The organism is Streptomyces sp. NPDC043853 (genome assembly GCF_056436025.1).
On the sequence record NZ_JBWKDJ010000007.1, the window covers coordinates 151,445 to 170,482 of the forward strand.

At 69.7% G+C, this 19,038-nt stretch carries 18 protein-coding genes and 1 pseudogene; 7 read left to right on the forward strand and 12 right to left on the reverse strand.

Translation table 11 applies throughout. From position 1 onward, the window contains the following. Window positions 1-4: 4 nt before the first annotated feature. From AC067U_RS19985 to AC067U_RS19995, 3 genes are all read right to left on the reverse strand, one after another. Entirely contained in the window at window positions 5-592 is a 588-nt protein-coding gene (locus AC067U_RS19985) for an HAD domain-containing protein (protein WP_478831065.1), read from the reverse strand. 68 nt (window positions 593-660) lie between these two features. Next, a complete protein-coding gene (locus tag AC067U_RS19990) occupies window positions 661-915 on the reverse strand; it encodes a hypothetical protein (protein WP_478831066.1) in 255 nt (84 codons plus the stop codon). Then, window positions 912-1,220 carry a DUF6247 family protein gene (locus AC067U_RS19995; protein WP_478831067.1) on the reverse strand — a complete coding sequence of 103 codons (309 nt, stop codon included), beginning with the start codon at window positions 1,218-1,220 and terminating at the stop codon, window positions 912-914. The genes AC067U_RS19990 and AC067U_RS19995 overlap by 4 nt, the downstream gene beginning before the upstream one ends. A gap of 118 nt (window positions 1,221-1,338) precedes the next feature. On the opposite strand from AC067U_RS19995, the gene AC067U_RS20000 reads away from it, so the two are divergent. Then, window positions 1,339-1,878 (forward strand): GNAT family N-acetyltransferase, encoded by a 540-nt coding sequence (locus AC067U_RS20000; protein WP_478831068.1) that lies wholly within the window; start codon window positions 1,339-1,341, stop codon window positions 1,876-1,878. 36 nt (window positions 1,879-1,914) lie between these two features. Here AC067U_RS20000 and AC067U_RS20005 read toward each other — a convergent pair whose 3' ends face one another. From AC067U_RS20005 to rox, 6 genes are all read right to left on the reverse strand, one after another. Further along, entirely contained in the window at window positions 1,915-2,481 is a 567-nt protein-coding gene (locus AC067U_RS20005) for a hypothetical protein (protein ID WP_478831069.1), read from the reverse strand. Window positions 2,482-2,622: 141 nt separating this feature from the next. Beyond that, on the reverse strand, window positions 2,623-4,392 hold the full coding sequence (locus AC067U_RS20010; RefSeq protein WP_478831070.1) for an ATP-binding cassette domain-containing protein: 1,770 nt from the start codon (window positions 4,390-4,392) through the stop codon (window positions 2,623-2,625). Window positions 4,393-5,140: 748 nt separating this feature from the next. After that, a complete protein-coding gene (locus AC067U_RS20015) occupies window positions 5,141-5,701 on the reverse strand; it encodes a hypothetical protein (RefSeq protein WP_478831071.1) in 561 nt (186 codons plus the stop codon). 41 nt (window positions 5,702-5,742) lie between these two features. Continuing rightward, window positions 5,743-6,132 (reverse strand): hypothetical protein, encoded by a 390-nt coding sequence (locus tag AC067U_RS20020; protein ID WP_478831072.1) that lies wholly within the window; start codon window positions 6,130-6,132, stop codon window positions 5,743-5,745. 573 nt (window positions 6,133-6,705) lie between these two features. Beyond that, window positions 6,706-6,927 (reverse strand): hypothetical protein, encoded by a 222-nt coding sequence (locus tag AC067U_RS20025; protein ID WP_478831073.1) that lies wholly within the window; start codon window positions 6,925-6,927, stop codon window positions 6,706-6,708. Window positions 6,928-7,108: 181 nt separating this feature from the next. After that, window positions 7,109-8,545 carry a rifampin monooxygenase gene (gene rox, locus AC067U_RS20030; RefSeq protein ID WP_478831074.1) on the reverse strand — a complete coding sequence of 479 codons (1,437 nt, stop codon included), beginning with the start codon at window positions 8,543-8,545 and terminating at the stop codon, window positions 7,109-7,111. A 253-nt stretch (window positions 8,546-8,798) separates the two neighbouring features. Here rox and AC067U_RS20035 point away from each other — a divergent pair. The 3 genes and pseudogenes from AC067U_RS20035 to AC067U_RS20045 all read left to right on the forward strand — a co-directional run. Beyond that, window positions 8,799-9,574: pseudogene (locus AC067U_RS20035) on the forward strand (IS5 family transposase); the annotation flags it as partial. A gap of 955 nt (window positions 9,575-10,529) precedes the next feature. Next, window positions 10,530-12,173, forward strand: a complete 1,644-nt coding sequence (locus AC067U_RS20040; protein WP_478831075.1) for an ISL3 family transposase — start codon at window positions 10,530-10,532, stop codon at window positions 12,171-12,173. Between the two features lie 252 nt (window positions 12,174-12,425). Further along, entirely contained in the window at window positions 12,426-12,818 is a 393-nt protein-coding gene (locus AC067U_RS20045; RefSeq protein ID WP_478831076.1) for a nuclear transport factor 2 family protein, read from the forward strand. 293 nt (window positions 12,819-13,111) lie between these two features. On the opposite strand, the gene AC067U_RS20050 is transcribed toward AC067U_RS20045, so the two are convergent. Then, window positions 13,112-13,870 (reverse strand): hypothetical protein, encoded by a 759-nt coding sequence (locus tag AC067U_RS20050; RefSeq protein ID WP_478831077.1) that lies wholly within the window; start codon window positions 13,868-13,870, stop codon window positions 13,112-13,114. Window positions 13,871-14,959: 1,089 nt separating this feature from the next. On the opposite strand from AC067U_RS20050, the gene AC067U_RS20055 reads away from it, so the two are divergent. Then, entirely contained in the window at window positions 14,960-15,082 is a 123-nt protein-coding gene (locus tag AC067U_RS20055; protein ID WP_478831078.1) for a hypothetical protein, read from the forward strand. Between the two features lie 204 nt (window positions 15,083-15,286). Here the strand turns inward: AC067U_RS20055 and AC067U_RS20060 are convergent, their stop codons facing one another. Then, window positions 15,287-15,793 (reverse strand): VOC family protein, encoded by a 507-nt coding sequence (locus tag AC067U_RS20060; RefSeq protein WP_478831079.1) that lies wholly within the window; start codon window positions 15,791-15,793, stop codon window positions 15,287-15,289. A gap of 68 nt (window positions 15,794-15,861) precedes the next feature. Beyond that, on the reverse strand, window positions 15,862-16,710 hold the full coding sequence (locus AC067U_RS20065) for an alpha/beta fold hydrolase (RefSeq protein WP_478831080.1): 849 nt from the start codon (window positions 16,708-16,710) through the stop codon (window positions 15,862-15,864). A 109-nt stretch (window positions 16,711-16,819) separates the two neighbouring features. Here AC067U_RS20065 and AC067U_RS20070 point away from each other — a divergent pair, with 109 nt between their 5' ends. Further along, complete coding sequence (locus AC067U_RS20070; RefSeq protein WP_478831081.1) at window positions 16,820-17,311, forward strand: winged helix-turn-helix transcriptional regulator; 492 nt, start codon at window positions 16,820-16,822, stop codon at window positions 17,309-17,311. Between the two features lie 417 nt (window positions 17,312-17,728). Then, window positions 17,729-19,027, forward strand: a complete 1,299-nt coding sequence (locus AC067U_RS20075; protein WP_478831082.1) for an MFS transporter — start codon at window positions 17,729-17,731, stop codon at window positions 19,025-19,027. The last annotated feature ends 11 nt before the right edge of the window (window positions 19,028-19,038 follow it).

The following is a 19,038-nucleotide window of genomic DNA, read 5'->3' on the forward strand; positions in this document are numbered from 1 at the left end:
GCGGTCATGCTCGCGCAGGTTCCGCGCCGGGACGAGAGCACGCGCCGCTCCCGGCACTCGGCCCTCGGCGCCGCTGCCGCAGCCACGCGCCGAGGGCGGCGTAGTCGCCGTCGGTGAGTCCGAGGCGCGGATCGACCCGGTGGAGCAGGGCGTGCCCGGGATGGCGTACGGCGACCCAGGCCCGGTCGGTGTCCGTCATCTCGTCGTCGACCCAGATGAACGGACGGCCCGCCGCCCACTCGACCAGGCCACGGGTCTTCCAGTGCAGTCCGGCGCGTTGGTCCTGGTCGTCGATGTCGGACGGCTCCGGCCACGTCACTACGGGAAGCAGCGGCAGACCGATGCGGGGTGCGACGCACTCGTTCGCCTCGGTCAACCAGGTCGTCGCCCAGACGATCTCACACGCCAGCCCTGTCAGGCGGAGCCCGTGCTCCGGATCGATCCTGGCCAGGAGCGGGTTGGCATCGGCCGGCTGCTCAAGCCCCGTCGCACAGGCCGGATACGTCGGATACTGCCCTGCCTCGGCGCCGAAAGGGATCAGGGGGCCGTCGACGTCGAGGAACAGCAGCGGACGCTGCGCGGGCACGGTCATGCCAAGACGATAGCCATGCGCTTCACCTGGTCCGCGCCGACCGGCACCCGGCACCCGGCCCCGCCGGGTCAGCCGAGCCAGACGATGTCGATGACGTAGAGGCGGCCGGTGGGGCGGTTGATGAAGTAGACGGCCGTGAGGCGGCCGACGGAGGCGGAGCGCACGTCTTCGCCTTCCGGATCGCGACTGTCGAAGGCCGGGAAGGACCACGGGTCGCGGGAGGCGATGTCGAGGACGTCGCGGACCATCCCGGACGCGTGCTCGGGCAGCGCGGCGACCACTTTCGCGGCCTGCGGGGAGAGCCGGGCCGGCCAGGTGTTCACGGGCGCGCCCCGAGTACGTCGTCGAGGTTGACGCCGTCGGAGTCGTCCATCCCGGAGGCGATGAAGGCGTCGACGGCCGGCGCGGCGGCCATACGGGCCTGCCAGGACCGGACGACCTCGTGGAGGGGGCTGAGGCTGTAGCTGTGCCGGGAGTTCTCCAGGGCCCGCGACCAGTCCGCCTCGAAGGCGGGAGCCCACTGGCCGCCCCGGCGGTCCTGCCGGATCCGGACGAGCAGTTCCGCGGCGGCCGTCGGTCCGGGTGCGGGCGGCGGGACGGGCGAGTACTCGGGCCGGTCGGCGCTCATGGCTCCTCCAAAACGTCTCCCGGCCACGGTACCGGGGCCGGACGTGGCGTAGTGCGCTGCCGGGCAACGGGCCGATAAGTAATGGGCTGTTGGCGGATTGACCCCTATACTCCGACCCATGTCGTCCATCACCATCAGGCGTGCGACCGGGCAGGACGCCGAGGCTCTCACCGCGCTGGTACGGAAGTCCGCCGCCTACCGGGGGCAGTACGCCGCGATCATCGACGGCTACCGGGTCACGGCCGACTACATCGGCACGCACCGGGTCCACGCGGCCGTCGACGCGACCGGCCGGCTCCTGGGCTTCTACGCCCTGGTACTCGAACCGGCCGAGCTGGACCTGGCGTTCGTGTCGGACGAGGCACAGGGGACGGGTGTCGGACGGCTCCTCGTGGAGCACATGGTCGAGGAGGCCGGAAGGGCGGGCCTGACCCACGTGCGCGTCGTATCGCACCCGCCTGCGGAACGGTTCTACCGGCGTCTGGGTGCCGAGCCGGTGGGGACGGTTCCGCCGTCACCGCCGAAAGTGACCTGGGAACGCCCGGAACTGCGCTTCACCGTGGGCGAATCGCAGCCGTCCCCTGCCTCGCCTCCCGCCCCCACCTCTCCTCCGGCCGCGTCCTCGACTCGGCCTCGGCGTGAGACTTCCGGCCCGTGACACGCCCGCCACCGCACCCCCGGAGCGAGTCGCGTCCTACCGCGCAACATGTGCCGCGTCTCCTGGACCGGGCCGGTCGGCGATCTCCATGGCCCAGGCGCGGAAGGCCGCCCAGTCCTGCGGCCGGATGCGCAGTTCGGCGGGTACGAGACCGGAGGCGGCCGCGTCGAGGAGGTCGGCGAGGCCGAGATGGCACCAATCCCCGTGCACCTCGTTGTAGGCGGCCATGAGGGGGCCGACCCGCTCCCGGATCCGGACCGCTTCCGCGTGCCCGACCCCGTTGCGGGCCAGTCGGTCCAGGGTCTCCGCCTGGTGCGGGCGGTCGAACCAGGTGTCGAGGAACGGTTCGAGCAGGTCGCCCCAGATGTCGGGACGGCGGCGTACCGGTATGTGGTGTGCGGTGCAGAACCGTTCCAGCTCGGCGGTGTCCTGGGAAGACACGAAGACCGTGTCGCCCGAGACGGTGCGCAGCTCCGGCGGGGTTGCGGCCGGGTCGGCGTCCCTGATGGCCGCCGCGGGCAAGACCTGTCGCGGCGCGGCGGCGTCCGCGGCGGGCAGGGAGTCCGGGAAACCGCCCCAGTCGGAGAGGACATGAATGCTCACCGGGTCATGCTGCCCTACGGCGCGCGGGTCGGGCAGGGCTTCGTTCGCGGGGGGCCGCCGCCGTGAGCCTGCGGGCGCGGCGGCGGCCACGGTTGTCACCGTTCGTCGATGACGGCGGCGGGGAGGCGGCGGACGCGGTGGTCAGCGGTCGTGGGAGAGGGCCAGCAGTTCGGCGAAGGTGCCGCCGGCGTGGACCAGGTCGTCGTAGGAGCCCTGTTCGGTGATGCGGCCGTGCTCCAGGACCACGATGTGGTCGGCGACCCGGGTGTTCTCCAGCTGGTGGGTGACGACCACGGTGATGCGGTCGGCGGCGATCGCCTTGATCTGCTCGAAGATTCCGTGTTCGCCCCGGGGGTCCATCTGCGAGGTCGGCTCGTCCAGGATCAGGAGGGACGGCTGCCGATAGAGGGCGCGGCTGCAGGCGAGCCGCTGCCACTGGCCGCCGGAGAGCTCCGCCCCGCCGAACACCTCGCGGGCGAGGAGGGTGTCGAGGCCCGCGGGCAGGTCCTCGACGGCTTCGCGCATGCCGACCGCGTCCACGGCGTCCCATACGGCGCCGTCGTCGTGCGTACGGGGCTGGCCGAGGGTGACGTTCTCGCGGACGCGCAGCGGCCACTGGGCGAAGATCTGCGGGACCAGCCCGGTCCGGCGCCACGCCGATTGGGGGTCGGTGCGGGCGAGGTCCGTGCCGTTCCAGGTCACCCGGCCCTTGTCGGGCAGGTAGATGCCGGTAAGCAGGCGGGTCAGGGTCGACTTTCCGGAGCCGTTGGTGCCGACGATCGCGAGGATCCGGCCCCGGCGCAGGGTCAGGGAGACACCGTTGACGGCGGGTTCCTCCTTGCCGGGGTACCGGTACACGGCCTCTTCGAGCCTGATCTCCTCGATCGGCCCGTCGACGGCGTGGTCGCCCCGCTGGGGCGCGTGTGCCGATGCCTCGTCGAGGAAGTCCTGCATGTCGCCGAGGTAGATGCTCGTGTGGAAGACGGCGGCGGCGTTCATGACGACCTGGGAGAGGGCGGCGAGGGTGGTCTGGACGGCCACGACGGCGGTGGCGGCGACGGCCATCCCGATGCGGTCCGTCACCGCGAGCCAGGCCAGTGCGCCCCAGGTGGCGACCAGGAAGACGCCGCCGGCGAGGGAGGCGAGCAGCGCGATCCGCAGGGTGCGCGGGGCGGCGGCGAGGGTACGGCGGTCGCAGCGGTCGGACAGGGACCGGTACCAGAACGCGATGTAGTCGGTCATGGAGTTGGCGCGGACCTCGTCCTGGTACTTCGGGGTCGTCGCCCACCAGCGCATCATGCCGCGGACGTTGCGGTCGGCGATGTTCGCGTAGTGGATCTCGTAGTCGACACGGGCGGTGAGGACGGCGCCGACTCCGGCGGGGAGGACGGCCAGGAGGAGCAGCGGGAGCAGGAGGGGGTTCAGGACGGACAGGGCGCCGCCGGCGGTGACCATGCGGATGAGGGCGGACAGGAAACGCTGGGCGTCGGTGACCATGACGTGGGTGCGCATCACGCCCATCTCCGCCGCTTCGTGACGGTCGGAGAAGCCGTCGGCGGCGTACGCGGCCGCCTCCATGCGGCAGACCGCTTCCACCAGGGCGCTGTCGGTCCGGGTGGTCAGCTTCGGGGTGATCCGGCGTTCGGCGTACGCGGCCACCGCGTCGGCGCCGCGGGCGAGGGCGGCCGCCGCCGCGAGGACGAGGATCGCCGGCATGGCGGTGTCCAGGCGCTGCCCGACGAGGCCCGGGCCGAGGACCGGTCCCATCGCCCGGGCCGTCGCGGCCAGTACGACGGCTGCGGAGACGCCCGTCATCAGCTGGCAGCCGAGGAGCAGGAGGACGGCGCGGTGGTCGATGCGCCACGACAGCCGGGCGATGCGGGCGAGTACGGCGGGGATCTGCGCGCACATCCGGCGGAAGGAGACCTGCGCGAGGGGATTGACGGAGCACTGCCCGCTGTACGTGATCTCCGCCGGGGCGGGCGGGGGCGCGTGGCGCGGCTGTGCCTGTGCGTCTGGCTGCGGCTGCGGCTGCGGCCGCGAATCCGGTTGAGGCCGGGCCTGCGCTTGTGGCTGCTTCCGGGTATCGAACGAGGTCAACGCGGTCCCCCTGAGACGGTCGTCCGGCTGGGTCGCCAGGCTCAACGACCCGCCCCCCATATCGAACACATGTGTTTCGGACCGTCTCCGAAGACCGGCACGACGCGGATCGACGGGGATCCCGGAGCCTGCGGGATACACCCACCCTTGCCCCGCAACGGGCGGGCCAAGGGTGGGCACTGGCCGAAACGCCGACGTCCGCGGCGCCCTCTCAGGGGGTGGGCGGAGGGGTGGACGGAGGGGTGGACGGCTCCGCGAGGAGGTCGTCGACCAACCTGAGCCGGGTCGCCTCGAAGCGTTGCTCGATCGCCGCGCCCATGAGGGCCGCCCCTTCCGGGTCGGGCACCGCGCACCGCTCGCGCACCGCTCGCGCGCCGCTCGCGCGCCGCTTCGTCGGGCCACCGCGCGTGCGCCACCCATGTGCCGTCGACGGCCCGGTGACGCGCGAGCCGTAGCTCCCGCACCGCGCGTGGATCGCCTTCGTCACACGGTGCCGGCCCGCGGGCTCACTCCGGGGGAACTTGCCGACCGCCTTACGGAGAACCTGGTCAGCCGGCCGCTAGGTGGGGCGCCCGCTGATGATGTACCTGCAGTGGGTGTCCTGGAAGTACTTTTTCTTTCCCTGGGTGTAGTGGAGCCTGCACTTCTCGATGACTCCACCCTCAGGGCTCTCCACTCGCACGAGCGCCATGAAGAAGATGTTATTGTCGGCCCCTTTGGGCTCCAGTGCAATCTTCCCCGTCGCGTAGTTCTTGAGCTCCCGGAAGTTGATCTCTTTGCTGTCTTCCGGGTAGAGCGTCGGAATTCCCTTGGTTTCTGCGGCGCTGAACGCCGCGTACTCCAAGACCTTCAGGCCCTTGGGCATGTCCAGGACGGTGGTCCCGGTAAGTTCCACGGGTTCCGAGGAGGTATTGAGAGCCAGAGGCAGGGCCACCCAATACTTCTTCCCCACCTTGGCCTGCTCGGTACCCGATTCCACACCGGGGTTCGCCCCGTTGTAGAGGGCATTTCCGGCGATCTCAGACCCCTGGGGTGCTGCCGCTTGGGGCGCGGTGCAGGCCGAGATGCCGGCCAGGACCGCTCCCAGGACAACCGCTGCCCTAGTACGAGTAGAAGACACGAAGGTTCCCCGCTCCGACACGGCTCCAGCAGCCCCAGATGTCATGACTGCCGGAGCCGTTCGATCCGGCCGTGATGCGCTGTTTGTGATCCCGGTCGAACTGGGTCCCCAGCGGTGTTGTCGTTGTACGACTTCAGCGCACCATCCCGCTGGCCGAAGCCGTAGAAGACACCTTCGCCCCCACCGAAGAGGTAGGTGTGGCCGCCCACCATGGCGGTGTGCCGGCTCTCCGTCAGCGCGCCGTCGATGTTCCCCGACTTGGGCTTCCCGTCGTAGAACTTCCGGAGCGTCCGGGGTGCCCCGAGCGTGCCTGAAGCCTTGTCCAGGACGTACGTGGCCACATTCGACTCGCACTGTTCCGCCGCAGCGGCCTCGGGCGTGCCGGTGACTGTGGGTACCGTAGTCAGTCCGGACAGGACAGCAATCGACAAAAGGAATCTGGTATTCCGCCGTCTGCGGCGGCCGGTCCAAGAGGTGTTCATCATCCCCCCACGCAGTACATGACCAGGGCTTTTGCAGCCCAGACCGGAGATGAGAACACGCCGCACCCACCAAGTACAGCGCGCATCCGGAATCGGATTGTCCTATTCCGTTAGAGCGGAGGGCTACTGTCCGGACTTGTCCACACGTAGCACTCTCGTTCTGAGGTCAACTTGAGGATCAACTCAAGTCATATTGCCATATCTTTACTATTGCTCTGCAGATGCCGAGCATCTCATTGAGCTCGTTCCTTTTCGCCTCGGTGACGGTCAGCCGTAGCGGGCTTTGACGCTGCAACCTGGGGGCGTCCAGTTCCTCGGCATCACGCTGCCGAAGGCCCTGATTGTGGAGGGCACCCTGTCGGCCGTCATGCCGGAACCAACGCAGTCACCACGCAGGCGGAACATTCGCGGCGCGGGCCGGCCGTCGATTGTTCGCAGAACGGGTCGACAGGCCTTCCTGGCCCGGCCGCGGGGCCGGGTCGGTGGCACCCGGCGGGCGCTGACCCGCCGGGTGCCGGTGTGTCAGTCGGAGCCGGGATTGAAGCAGCCGCTGAAGCAGTTCTGCTTGCTGCCGCATTCGCCGCGGTGGCCGCCGCACTCGTTGCAGGCCGTGTGCTCGGGCTCGGACACCCACCAGCTCGCGGAACCGTCCTGCGCGGGGCTGAGCGTGCCCGTCCCGCGCGCCGCGAGCCAGGCGGATCCGACGGCGAGCACCGCGAGCGGCACCCACAACACCAGGAACATGTCATTCCCCCATTCGAGGCGGGGTCCCCTTTGTCCCGCCCTGCGAGGGGGATTCCCGTGCGGGGCGCGGCTCAAGCGCACCGCCCGAAAGCGGGAGGCTCCCCTCCGGGAAGGGCACCCGGAAGGGCTCCCGGGAAGGGCGCTCCGCGATGGGTGCGCACCGTTCCCGGCCGTTCCGCGCTCAGGCGGCCGGGCTGCCGAACCACCTGGCAAGGTGGGTGCGCAGGTCCTGCTGGTCCTCGCCCACCCACGCCACATGGCCGTCCGGGCGCAGCAGGACCGCGGGGGCGTCCAGTTCCTCGCCGGGGTCGACGGCGTCGACGACGTGGTCGACGCGGTCCGACCAGCCGTCCACGGAGAGGCGGCCGGTCTGGTCGAGGAGGAGTCCGCGGCCGGCGTGCGTGAGGTCGTAGAGGCGTCGCCCCTTCAGTCCGACGTCCCGCAGGCGGCGGCCGAGGAGTTCGTGGCCGGCGCCGAAGTCGTAGCGGACGCCGATCGCGGTGATCTTCTCGATGAGGTGGCGGTTCACCTCCTCGAAATCCATCAGTTCCGTCAGCAGCCGGCGTACGGCGCGGGCGCCCGGCGAGGTGGACAGCAGCTCCATCTGGGCGCGGGTGTTGTCCAGTACGGCGGCGGCCACCGGGTGGCGTTCGGCGTGGTAGCTGTCCAGCAGGTCTTCCGGTGCCCAGCCGGCCACCTCGGCGGCCAGCTTCCAGCCGAGGTTGAAGGCGTCCTGGATGCCGAGGTTGAGGCCCTGCCCGCCGGTGGGCGGGTGGATGTGCGCGGCGTCGCCCGCGAGGAGGACCCGGCCGACGCGGTAGCGCTCGGCAAGGCGGGTGGCGTCGCCGAAGCGGGAGAGCCAGCGCGGTGAGTGGATGCCGAAGTCGGTGCCGGCGACCGCCCGTACCTGCTGCCTGAGCTCGTCGAGGGTGGGGGCGGCGGCACGCTCCTCGGCGAGCCCGGCGGCAGGGGCGATGAATCGGTAGACCCCGTTGCCCAGGGGCATGGCGCCGAAGCGCAGCTGGGTCTTGCGGGCTTCGGCGATGACGGCCATCAGGGTCTCCTGCGGAACCGCCACCTCCACCTCGCCGAGCAGGGTCTCGGTCGTGGCGGGTTCGCCGGGGAAGGCGACGCCGAGCAGCTTGCGTACGGTGCTGCGGCCGCCGTCGCAGCCGACGAGGTAGCGCGAGCGCAGGCGGGTGCCTTCGGCGAGCTCGACGGTCACGCCGTCCTCGTCCTGGGTCAGGCCGACCAGTTCGCGACCGCGCCGGATCTCGGCGCCGAGGGCGGTGGCGTGTTCGGTCAGCAGGCGCTCGGTGGTGGCCTGCGGGATGGCGAGGACGTAGGAGTGCGCCGTGTCGAGCCGCGCCGGCCAGGACCGGCCGATGCCGGCGAAGAAGCCGCCGGTCTCGAACTTCCGGCCGAGCGGGAGGAAGCGGTCTAGCAGGCCGCGCTGGGCCATGACCTCGATGCTGCGGACGTGCAGGCCCTGTGCGCGGGACTGGTCGGTCGGTGCGGTCTCCTTCTCCAGGATCAGTACGTGCACGCCGTGCAGGCGCAGTTCGGCCGCGAGCATGAGGCCGGTCGGTCCGCCTCCGGCGATGATGACGTCGAACATTGGCTCCCCCGTTGTGTTTCCGCAGGTCGCGGCTTTGGAGGGATGATGGTGCAGCATGGACGGGGTCTTGCCGCAAGGCCCCCCGTGCGCTATATGTTGAGAGTGGCGAGGAGTGGCAGTGCTCCTTGCCTTTGTCTTTTCCCGGGGGTACGGGGTCCGGGGGTACGGGGTCCGGGGTACGGGCCGGGGGTACAGGTCCGGGACGTGCCCGGGGTACCGGGCGGCGACCGCATCACCCTCGCGCAGCTGCTGACAACGGTTCGGCCCGTGGAAGACCGTCTACGAACGACACCGGCTGTGGTCGGCCGACGGCACCTGGGAGCGTCTGCTCCAGCAGGTCCAGGCCGCGGCTGAGGCGGCGGGTGAAATCGACTGGGACATCTCGGTGGACTCCACGATTGTCCGCGCTCATCAGCATGCGGCCGGCGCCCGCACCGATCGGCCTCCGGCGCCCGCTTCAAAGGGGGCCGAACCGCCAGAGCATCAGGGCGAAACCGCGTGGCAGAGCCTTCACGCCCGCCTGGTGGAGGTGGTGCTGGAGGTGAGGGCCCGGGCCGCTCGCGCGGCGGGTTCTCCAGCAAGCCCCACCTGAGTGCTGACGGCCGCTGCCGCCCGCTGTCCCTGGTCGTCACCGGCGGGCAGCGGGCGGACTGCACTCAGTTCCAGCCGGTGCTGGAGAAGATCCGCATCCGCCGGATCGGTCTGGGAAGACCCCGCAACAAGCCGGACAGCCTGGCGGCGGACAAGGCGTACAGCAGCGGGCCCTGTCGCGAGTACCTGCGACGGCGGGGCATCCGGCACACCACCCCGGAAATGGTGGACAGCCAAGCCGCCCGCCTGCGCGGAGGCTCACGCGGCGGACGGCCGCCCGGCTTCGACGAGGACCGTTACAAGAAGCGCAACACCGTCGAGCGGGCGATCAACCGGCTGAAGCAGCACCCGGCGGTGGCCACGCGCTATGACAAGCGCGGCTACGTCTACCTCGGCACGGCCACCGCAGCAGCCCTCACGATCTGGCTCCGAAGCTAAGCGCCGACCTCACAAGGCGATCGGCCGATAGGCCCCCGCCTCCACCGTCGTGGAGGCGGGCACCGGCATATACGGGGAACGCCCCCACAGCCCCATCGGACCCAGCCCACTGCGGCCGCCGCCCGGTTCGGCGCGCCGCCTGGTCCGGGACGAAAGTGACGTGCCGGTCGAGTAAGGCAGGCAGGGCAGGTCCCGGCGGCGGCCGAGTGCGGCCACCTGGTCCGGGGTTGCACATCGGGGAACCCGGCATCCCCGCCCAGCCCGACCCGCAGGTCGGCACGGGTCATGTCCCGGTCGCCGGTCTGGTCACCGTAGGCCGGGGGCGGCCAGGCGGCCAGACCGGGCCGGGCCCCGGGGGTCGGTGCCCAGCGTCTCCCGGCCATGGTCCGGGTGGCGTCCTGACCGCCCGGCGGGCGTGTTCGACGGCTGGACCCGCGCGCCAGGGAGAGCATGTGTCGGCGTACTCATCAATGTGCTCAGCCGGGTACGGACGAACGACGAACGTGCTCAGCTAACGGCTCTCTCACAATGACCTAGTGATTAGGAGATCTCAAGGCCACCGAGCTAGATGTACGTCGGGACCTCCGGCGGGTCCGGCCAGGCCGGCGCAGTGCCGGCGCGTTCGGCCGCTGCACGGCTGCGCTGTAGGGCCGTGCAGCGGATGCCGCCGCCGGGGTGCCACTGAAGCGCAGGTCCGACAGCCCGGCCGTGCTCGGCGTGCCGGCAGGCACACCACCGCCGCCCGACCCACCCGAGCCATCCGCGCCACCTCCGCCGGCAACACCCGATCCCGGCCCGGCACGACCGGGTTGGCTGCGTCGGTCACAAGCGGGTTCTGGCACAGATCTTGGGGAGTCATCGCGCAGCGTTACCTCGATGTTCGATTGCGAGTGGACTGTTCGCGTGAGACCGCGTACGCCCTATCGTCCGACGATCAGAATTGACGCTCCCTCAGGTGCCTGTCAGCCGCTGCTGCGGTCGGTTGTGGACGGTGATGGTGCTGGTCATGCAGACCGATGCACCGTTTTGGGACTCTCTGGTGTTCGACGGGATCGACGATGTGGATGTCGAGGCGGTTACGGCCGCGTTCGGCACAGTCGAGGTGCTGGCGAGAGGCCGCACGGCCGGGGCGGCATGTCCGGACTGCGGCTGTTTCTCGGACCGAGTCCACGACCGTTACCAGCGCAGGCTGAAGGATCTTCCCCTCGCTGAGCAAGGCTTTGTGATCCGGCTGACGGTCCGGCGCTTTATCTGTGGGTCGGCGGACTGCCTGCGCCGGACGTTCGCCGAGCCGTTCTCCCGGCCGACCGCTCCGCACGCACGGTTCACCACGCGGCTCAACCACGCCCTGGAGCGAGTGGGGCTCGCTCTGGCCGGGCGGGCCGGCGCTCGGCTGGCGGCCCAGCCGGGCTTCGGTGCGGGACGGATGACCTTGTTACGCAGGGTCATGGCCTTGCCCGATCCGCGGTTCAGCACGCCGCGTGTGCTCGGCGTGGACGACTTCGCGATCCGTCGCGGCCAGACCTACTCCACCGTCTTGACCAGCGTCGAAGACCATCGCGTGGTCGATGTGCTCCCGACGCGTGAAGCCGGGCCGCTGGCCGCCTGGCTGATCCGCCACCCGGGAGTGGAGATCATTTGCCGGGACCGAGCCGGCGCCTACGCCGAGGGTGCCCGGCGCGGTGCCCCCAGCGCTCTGCAGGTCGCTGACCGGTTTCATTTGTGGCAGGGCCTCGGCCGGGCCGTGGAGACCTGTGTCGCCGCCCATCGCGACTGCCTCCGCAACCCTTTGCCCAGCGGCATGGTGCCGGTCGCCATCCGGCTGGCTTCCGGTCGGCCGAAAGACGACTCGGAGCCCGTCGGCCGGCGAGCCGAGCGGAAGAAGTCAGCACACGCCCTGGTCCACGAGCTGCTCGCCCGAGGCCACTCGCGCCGGGCGATCGCCCGACACCTGGGCTGGGGCCTCAACACCGTGCTCCGCTACGCGAACGCCGCACGCTGGCAGGACACCTTGCGCGAGAACCGCCCCCGGCCCAGCAGACTGGACCCCTACAAGCCCTACCTGGAGCGACGCTTCAGCGAGGGATGCACCAGCGTCACCCGACTGCACGACGAGCTGGTTGCCGAGCATGCTCCGGTCACCTACGGCATGGTTCGCGCACACATCGCGACCTTGCGCGGAGCTCCCTCCGCGGCGCCGCCCCGGCCGCCGACGGTGCGGCAGGTGACCGGCTGGCTCACCCGTTACCCCACGACCCTGACCGAAGAAGACCGGGCTGGCCTGAAGGAGGTCCTGGCCCGCTGCCCCGAACTGGTCAAGGCGGCTGGCCACGTCCGTGACTTCGGCGAGATACTCACCAACCGCCTCGGCTCCACACTCCCCACCTGGATCGACGCAGTCGACGCCAGCCAGCTACCCGGCCTCACAGGCTTCGCACTCCACCTACTCCGAGACCTCGACGCCGTGACAGCCGGGCTCACTCTCGACTGGAGCTCCGGCAGCATCGAGGGTGCCGTCAACCGCATCAAGAAGATCAAGAGGCAACTCTACGGTCGAGCCGGATTCGAACTACTCCGCAAGATGATCCTGCTTCAGTAGCCTCCTCGGCCACTGCCCAGGATCTGTGTCAGAACCCTTGACGGCACTGGGCTACTTGCCGGGAGAAGCATCGGGATGCTCCTCGTGAAGGGCCCCCAGGTCAGCCGGTCACCTGCTGCGAGTCATGGCCATCCATGGCGCAACCTACTCCGAATGACCGCACCCAACCGGGGGGCAGGGAATGGTGACCGAGCGTGGCCGCTGCCCTCCCACTTGTTTCCCGTGCATCCTTCTGGGCTCAAGGAGGCTTCCATGACCGAACATCCCAACATCGCTGTGTTCAGGCGCGCCATGGACGCCTTCTCGACAGGCGACATGGACGCTCTGGCGGAGGTGTTTCACCCCGACGTGCAGTGGCACATCACCGGCCAATCCCCGCTCGCGGGCGACTTCCAGGGCCGTGACGCCACCTTCGCCGCATTCGAGCTCGACTTCCGACTGTCCGGCGGCACTTACCGCCCGCAACTCCACGATGTGCTCGCCAATGACGCGCACACCGTCGCCCTGCTGCACGCCACGGCGTCCCGCGACGGTAGGGAGCTCGACATGGACTACGTCATCGTGTTCCACATCAGCGACGGAAGGATCACCGAGGGCTGGGAGCTGTGGGCTGACCAGAGGGCGTTCGATGCCTTCTGGTCGTAGCGTCCCGTTCTGACGTGTGAACCACCCTCACCCAGTGGGCCCCGGCACACATGCATTCCGCGCTGGCGCGGGTGGGCGGGGGTGTCCCGTCGACGAGACTCAGTGCTGTCAAAGTCTGCGGTCAAGCGGCAAGGCGTACGCGGTCTCACGCGAACAGTCCACTCGCAATCGAACATCGAGGTAACGCTCCGCGATGACTCCCCAAGATCTGTGCCAGAACCGAGAAATAGGAGCACCAGCAGCTTCTGGGGTTGTCGGGACGCCCAGCGACGGGGCAGGCTGCGCCGAGTGGGTCAGCTGTTCAGGGCGCGCAGCTCGATCTCTTCCCGGCGCCGGTCGACCCTGTCGACGTTGATCTCGGTTCGGATGGAGGCCAGGCCTGGGGTGCCGTCAGGTACGCCGAAAGCGGCACGCAGCGGGCCCTTGGCGGTGTTCCGGAAGGAAATCCGCTGGGGGACTTGGCCGACTTCCGGATGGGTGATCAGCTGGACAAGGTCGGGCAGTGGTTGGCCGGGCCGGACGTTGGTGAAGCGGAAGTCCATGTTGACCGTGCCGAGGGCGGGCTTCCTGCCGGCCAGGATTTCGGTGTAGTTGTGCCCGAACACAACCGGACTGGAGGCGAGGTCGCAGCCGTCAACCACGTAGGTGATCGCATTGGTGGCGACCAGGCGGACTCTGATCTCTGCGTTTCCGTTGTTGAGCGCATGCTCGCGGACGCTTCCCGTAACGGTGGGCCGCAGGTCGATGGCGCCCACGGACTGCTGCAGGATCCGCTCGGCCGCCAGACCCGCGTAGTCGACAAGAGCACATCGGCTCTGGTCGAGGTTGCTCCACACCAGCTGGTTCGGGAAGCCCGGGACCACCTCGGCGCAGCCACCGAAACCATCCGGAACGCAGAAGGTGCCCTGCGCGTCGAGGAACTCCTCGAACGAACGGACGGTGGTCTGCTGCGCCGCGGCCGGCGCAGCGGCCGGTGCGACGAAGGCCAGACAGGCAAGTGTGGTGAACACGGCACGCAGCGCGGTGCGGCGGCACCTGAAGAATCGAGACATCGCACGGCTCCTCTTCTTGGGGCTGGGGTCGGCACCACGACGTGGGGCCGTGCGGCCACGAGGCAATGGCGCCAGCCGTCACACCATCCTTCAATCGGCCAGGACGGCCTGCGGGCCATACTCGGCCAAATGCTGCGAGCAGTGGTCCGACCGGGCGTCCAGCCGCCCGCTTCAGGCGATCGGGAAACTCGGCGTCCCCCAGAGCGCCACGGCGGCGCCCTTCCCCCGCTGCGAGACCCATTTCGCCTGCTTCACGCCGCGCCTTTCCCTCGCCCGGCCCAAGACCCGCGCGACTGGCCGCGGAGTGCATTGTCCGACTGGGGAGCATGAGTACGCGTCGAGGAGTCGCCGCGTTCTCCCGGCGTGGCGACAGGCCGATGCGGGTGCCTGCCGTGGTCCCGCTGGGAACGGCCATCGCACACGCACAGATGGTCGAGTACCGGTAAGGCATCCGGGTTGAGTTCACCGAAACCGGAGAGGAGGCGCGCCGCTCGCCGATACGTCTGCAGAAGCTGGAAGTGGACCAACCGTTTCGATGCACCAAGGAGCAGTGAACGAGACCGGATTCAGGCAACGGGCCCCTGGGGCCGCTTCCCCGACGGAGCAGCCGGCCGGCCTGCCGCGCGCTCGCCTCAGTGACGCTGGCCCTGCTGGCGGGGGTGGCGGGAGTGGCCGGTCCGGCAGCGGCAGCACAGGTCGTGGACGAACCCATGACGGTGTCGGCCGGCGGCGGTGACAAGTGCGATGGCGAAGACCACCGCAAGGAGGACCGCAACTGCCAGAGGGGCCCGACCGGGGCGACCGGTCCCACCGGGGCGACCGGTCCCACCGACCCGCCGGGGTCCGACGGCCCCGCCGGAGCGACCGGCCCCGCGGGGGCCACAGGTCCCACGGGTGCCACCGGTCCCAGCGGGGCAACCGGCACCGCCGGCCCGGTCAGCGGGTACGAGATCGTGGACACGCAGGTCACGGTAGCCAACACCACCGGCTCACAGTTCTTCAGCCTTCCCTGCCCTGCCCTGCCCTGCCGGGAAGCGGGTTCTCGGGGGCGGCTACTTCCTCTTCGCGACCATCACCAACACCGTTCCCGTGGTGCAGAACAGCCGCCCCGGCCCCACCGGCACCGAATGGCTGGTCGGCGTGATCAACGGAACCGGACAGGCCCGGCCTGTCAACCTCTACGCAGTCTGCGGCAACGTCACCGAGACGTAGGGCCCTCACGGGCCAGCGATAAACCGCGCGACCAGCAGCGCGAGGCGTCCCTTGTGCTGGTCGCGCGGCAGCCGCCCGCCTCGGACGAACCGAACCTCCCCCTCGGCATCCTTGGCCAGAACCAGCCATGGGTCAGAACCGATGCGTGGCGCCTCCGCCGGCGGCCGGCACCAGCGAGGGGCCATCGGCGTGCCCGTAACTACCTCAGGTCCCAGTCCCCCGTTCCGGGTCGTGCAGCGTCCCCGAGACGTACTCCATCGCGCGGGTGAATCCGGGGTCGGTCATCCGCCGGCCCATCTCCTCCTCGTCGACGTCCTCGATGTGGGTCTGGATCCACCAGAGGTTGCCGAAGGGGTCGCGGACGCGTCCGACCTTGTCCCCGAAGAAGAGATGTGTGACCTCCGTGACGGAGGTCCCGCCCGCCTCGACCGCGCGCCGGTGGACGGCCTCGGCGTCCTCCACGTACAGCCGGACGAAGGCGGGCGTCGGGCCCCATCCGGGCGGGCTGTCGAAGGCCATGAGCCGTCCGTTGCCGATCCGAAGTTCGGCGTGGCCGATGGTGCCGTCCTCCATGACGAACCGCCCCAGGTCCTCGGCACCGAAAGCCCGCTCCAGGTAGTCGATGAGCCCGGCGGTGTCGCTTCCGATGATCCACGGCGTGACGGCGGTGTAGCCGTCCGGGACGGCCTTGACCGCTTCCTTGTCGCTCATGGGACGAGGCTATGCGGGATATAGGTCAGCTCTTTACCTATATGCAGCGTCGGGTTCGGCCTGCCCGGTCAGGCCGCCAGGAAGGTGGCGACCTCATTGCCGAACTGCTCGGGGTGCTGGAAGAGGAAGCCGTGGCCGGCGTCGCCGTAGATGATGACCTTCGAGTGGGCGAGGCGCTGGGACAGGGCGTAGGTCGAGTAGGCGTGGATCATGAGGTCGTGGGCGCCGTTCGCCGCCAGGACCGGGTGTGTGATCTCGCCGAGCCGGTCCCATGCTGCCCCTTCGCCGCGGCTCCAGCGGGCGAGCGCGGTGGCCTGCGCACCGACGCTGCGGGGCTGCACGGTGGCTGTGGTGGCGTCCAGCCTGGTGTCCAGGCGCCGCAGGGAGGCCAGCCCTGCGGCGCGAGCGGCGGGAGTGTCCGGGAAGAACAGGTACAGGAAGTCGGCATCGTCGTTGACCGGCTTGCCGGCAACCTGCCAGACCCTCTCGGGCGTTGCGGGGGTCTCGGGAAGACCGCCGGGGCCGCTCGCGGCGATGACGAGGCGCCGGACGAGATCCGGGCGCTGGAGGGCGAGTGCCTGTACGACGGCTCCGCCCATGGACCAGCCCAGCAGATCCACCTGAGGCAGACCAAGTGCCTCGATGAACTCGACGGCGCCGCTGCCCATGGCGGCAATGGTGTCCGGGGTCTGGCCTGTTGTCAGGCCGCATCCGGCGTTGTCGAAAACGATGACGTCGCGGGCGCCGGCCAGGGTCTGCAGGAAGGCGGGGTCCCAGTGGTCCATGGTGCCGCGGAAGCGTTGGGCAAGGACCAGGGGCGTTCCCCGGCCGGAGCCGAACCTGCGGTAGGCGAATGTGGTGGTCGGTCCCTCAACGAACGAAGTCTCGGCCGAGTCGGAGGTGTACGCGGACATCATGACGCTCTCCCTATGGTGAATCCGGCGAGTGAGTCTGGTGATGCGACTAACGCACCTCACTCTAAGGTATGAGAGTTGCTTCATGCGACTTAGTGGATATGCTCGACCCATGCTCGGCCGCGACTATGAGAACCAGGTGTGCTCGATCGCCCGCGCCCTCGAAGTGATCGGTGAGCGCTGGTCTTTGCTGATCGTGCGAAGCATCATGCAGGGCCACCGGCGCTTCGACGCGCTCCAGGGCGAGCTCGGCATCACCCGCAGCGTCCTCACCGAGCGGCTGCGCCGGCTCGAGAGCCAGGGCGTCCTTGAGCGTCGCCCATACCAGCAACGGCCGGAGCGCTTCGACTATGTCCTCACGGACAAGGGCCGGGCCCTTTGGCCCGCCCTGAACCACCTGATGCAGTGGGGGGACCGGTACTACCCGGAGCCGGCCGGGCCTCCGGTGGTCGTCGAGCACGCAGGGTGCGGTGGAGAGCCCGACGTCCACCAGCTGTGTGACCGCTGCGGCGAGCCGCTCGGCCCCGGGAACATCACCAGCCGGCCCGGGCCCGGGGCGGCGCGGCGCGAGCAGATCGAGGACAGCACCAGGGGAACCGCCTGATGCGGCCGCCCGCACGCGTGTAAAGCACTGAACAGGGTCGCGAGCGGTGAGCGGCTGGGTTTGGGCTGGGCGGGCCGCGGGTCCTTGCCGCACGGGAACACAGGGCCATCCAGCGCCCAGCGCCCAGCGCAGTGCGACGTTTGACCGGCAACTCGCCAGCAGCCAGCCCGCCAGAGCCGTGACCCCGCCGCCCGCAGCAACCGGTTGGATCGGCGCCGCACCGGAGACCCGACGGATCCGGGTTCATTGGAGACGCAGGCCATCTGTTGGACAACGATCAAGGTTTGCTAGGTTGGCCGGCATGTTCTTCTTCCGTGCGTAGGGGGCAGTGCTGACCGCGCTCACAGGCCGCGGTTCCCGCTGTTCACACTCTTCGAGTGCCTCTGACTGGGCGCTGCCTCTCCGAGGAACATGATCATGTCTTCTTCTTCCCTGACGCCTTCCTACGCGGCGGTCCTGCGGACTCCCCATGCGTGTCGCACATTTGGCGCGGCACTGTTGGGCCGACTGTCCTACGGAATGCTCTCCCTGTCAGGGGTGCTGGCAGTCAAGACGGCCACCGACTCCTATGCCGCGGCAGGCACGGTGATGGCCATGTTCTGGGTGACCAGTGTCCTTCTCTCGCCGACCCGGGCTGCTCTGTTTGACCGGTACGGAATACGCCGCGTGCTGCCTCCGATGGCTACCGCCTACGCCCTGCTGCTGGCAGGGCTGGCCTTCGCGACCTCGCGGGGCGGCACTCCGGTGGTCCTGCTGAGCATCATGGCCATGACCGCTGGTGCCAGTTCACCGCCGCTGGGCCCGGTGATGCGGACGCTGTGGAGGCAACTGGTTCCTGACCGTCGGCTACTTCAGCGCGCCTACAGCCTCGACGCCGTCGCCGAAGAACTCCTTCTGGTCATCGGACCACTGCTAGTGGGCCTGCTGATGAGAGTCACCGAGCCATCGGTCGGTCTTGCGACGAGCGCCACGCTCGTACTGACCGGCTCGCTTGCCCTGGCCTCATCCCCACCGGCACGCGGCGAGAACAATCCTGCGAAGCCCTCCGCGCCGTCCGAAGACTCCACGTCCAGCCCGAACCCCTCCCCACGGCGCCGGCCGCCACTGCAAGGAAACCCGGGGCTGCGTCAGGCCATTGCCGTCTCCGCCGGAATGGGCATGTGCCTCGGCGCCCTGGACCTCCTGGTGATCGCCTTCACTGAGCATCACCACCAACCCAAGGCAGCGGCCTGGGCCTTGGCCGCGCTGTCCGCCGGCAGCGCCATCGGCGGCCTGATCTACGGCGCCATCCCATGGCGCGCCTCAAGCCGGCTGCGGCTGGCGCTCCTCGCCACAGCGCTGGGGCTGGTCCTGGCTGCGACGGGGCTCTCGCCCCATCCCTATGTGTTCATTGCATGGGTCGGAGTCGGCGGGCTGTTCATCGCTCCGGCCATAACGACTGCCTACCTGATCGCCGACGAGTCCGTAAGCCCCGCTGTCCGCACCCAAGCGGGCGCCTGGGTCAACACCGCCTTCAATGCCGGTTCAGCGGGGGCCATGGCCGCTACGGGGTGGCTGGTGGGCCGCCTGCCCCTGTCCTTCTGCTTCGCGCTTGCAGCGGCCCCAGCGGTGCTCTCCGCAGCAACAGTCCTGAACCGGTCCCATCGCCCCGCTGCGGAGGCCGCCATCCGCGAGAGCGAACGGTCGTCGGCCGGAAGAGCAGCCGACCAGTCATGAGGTGGGCGAAT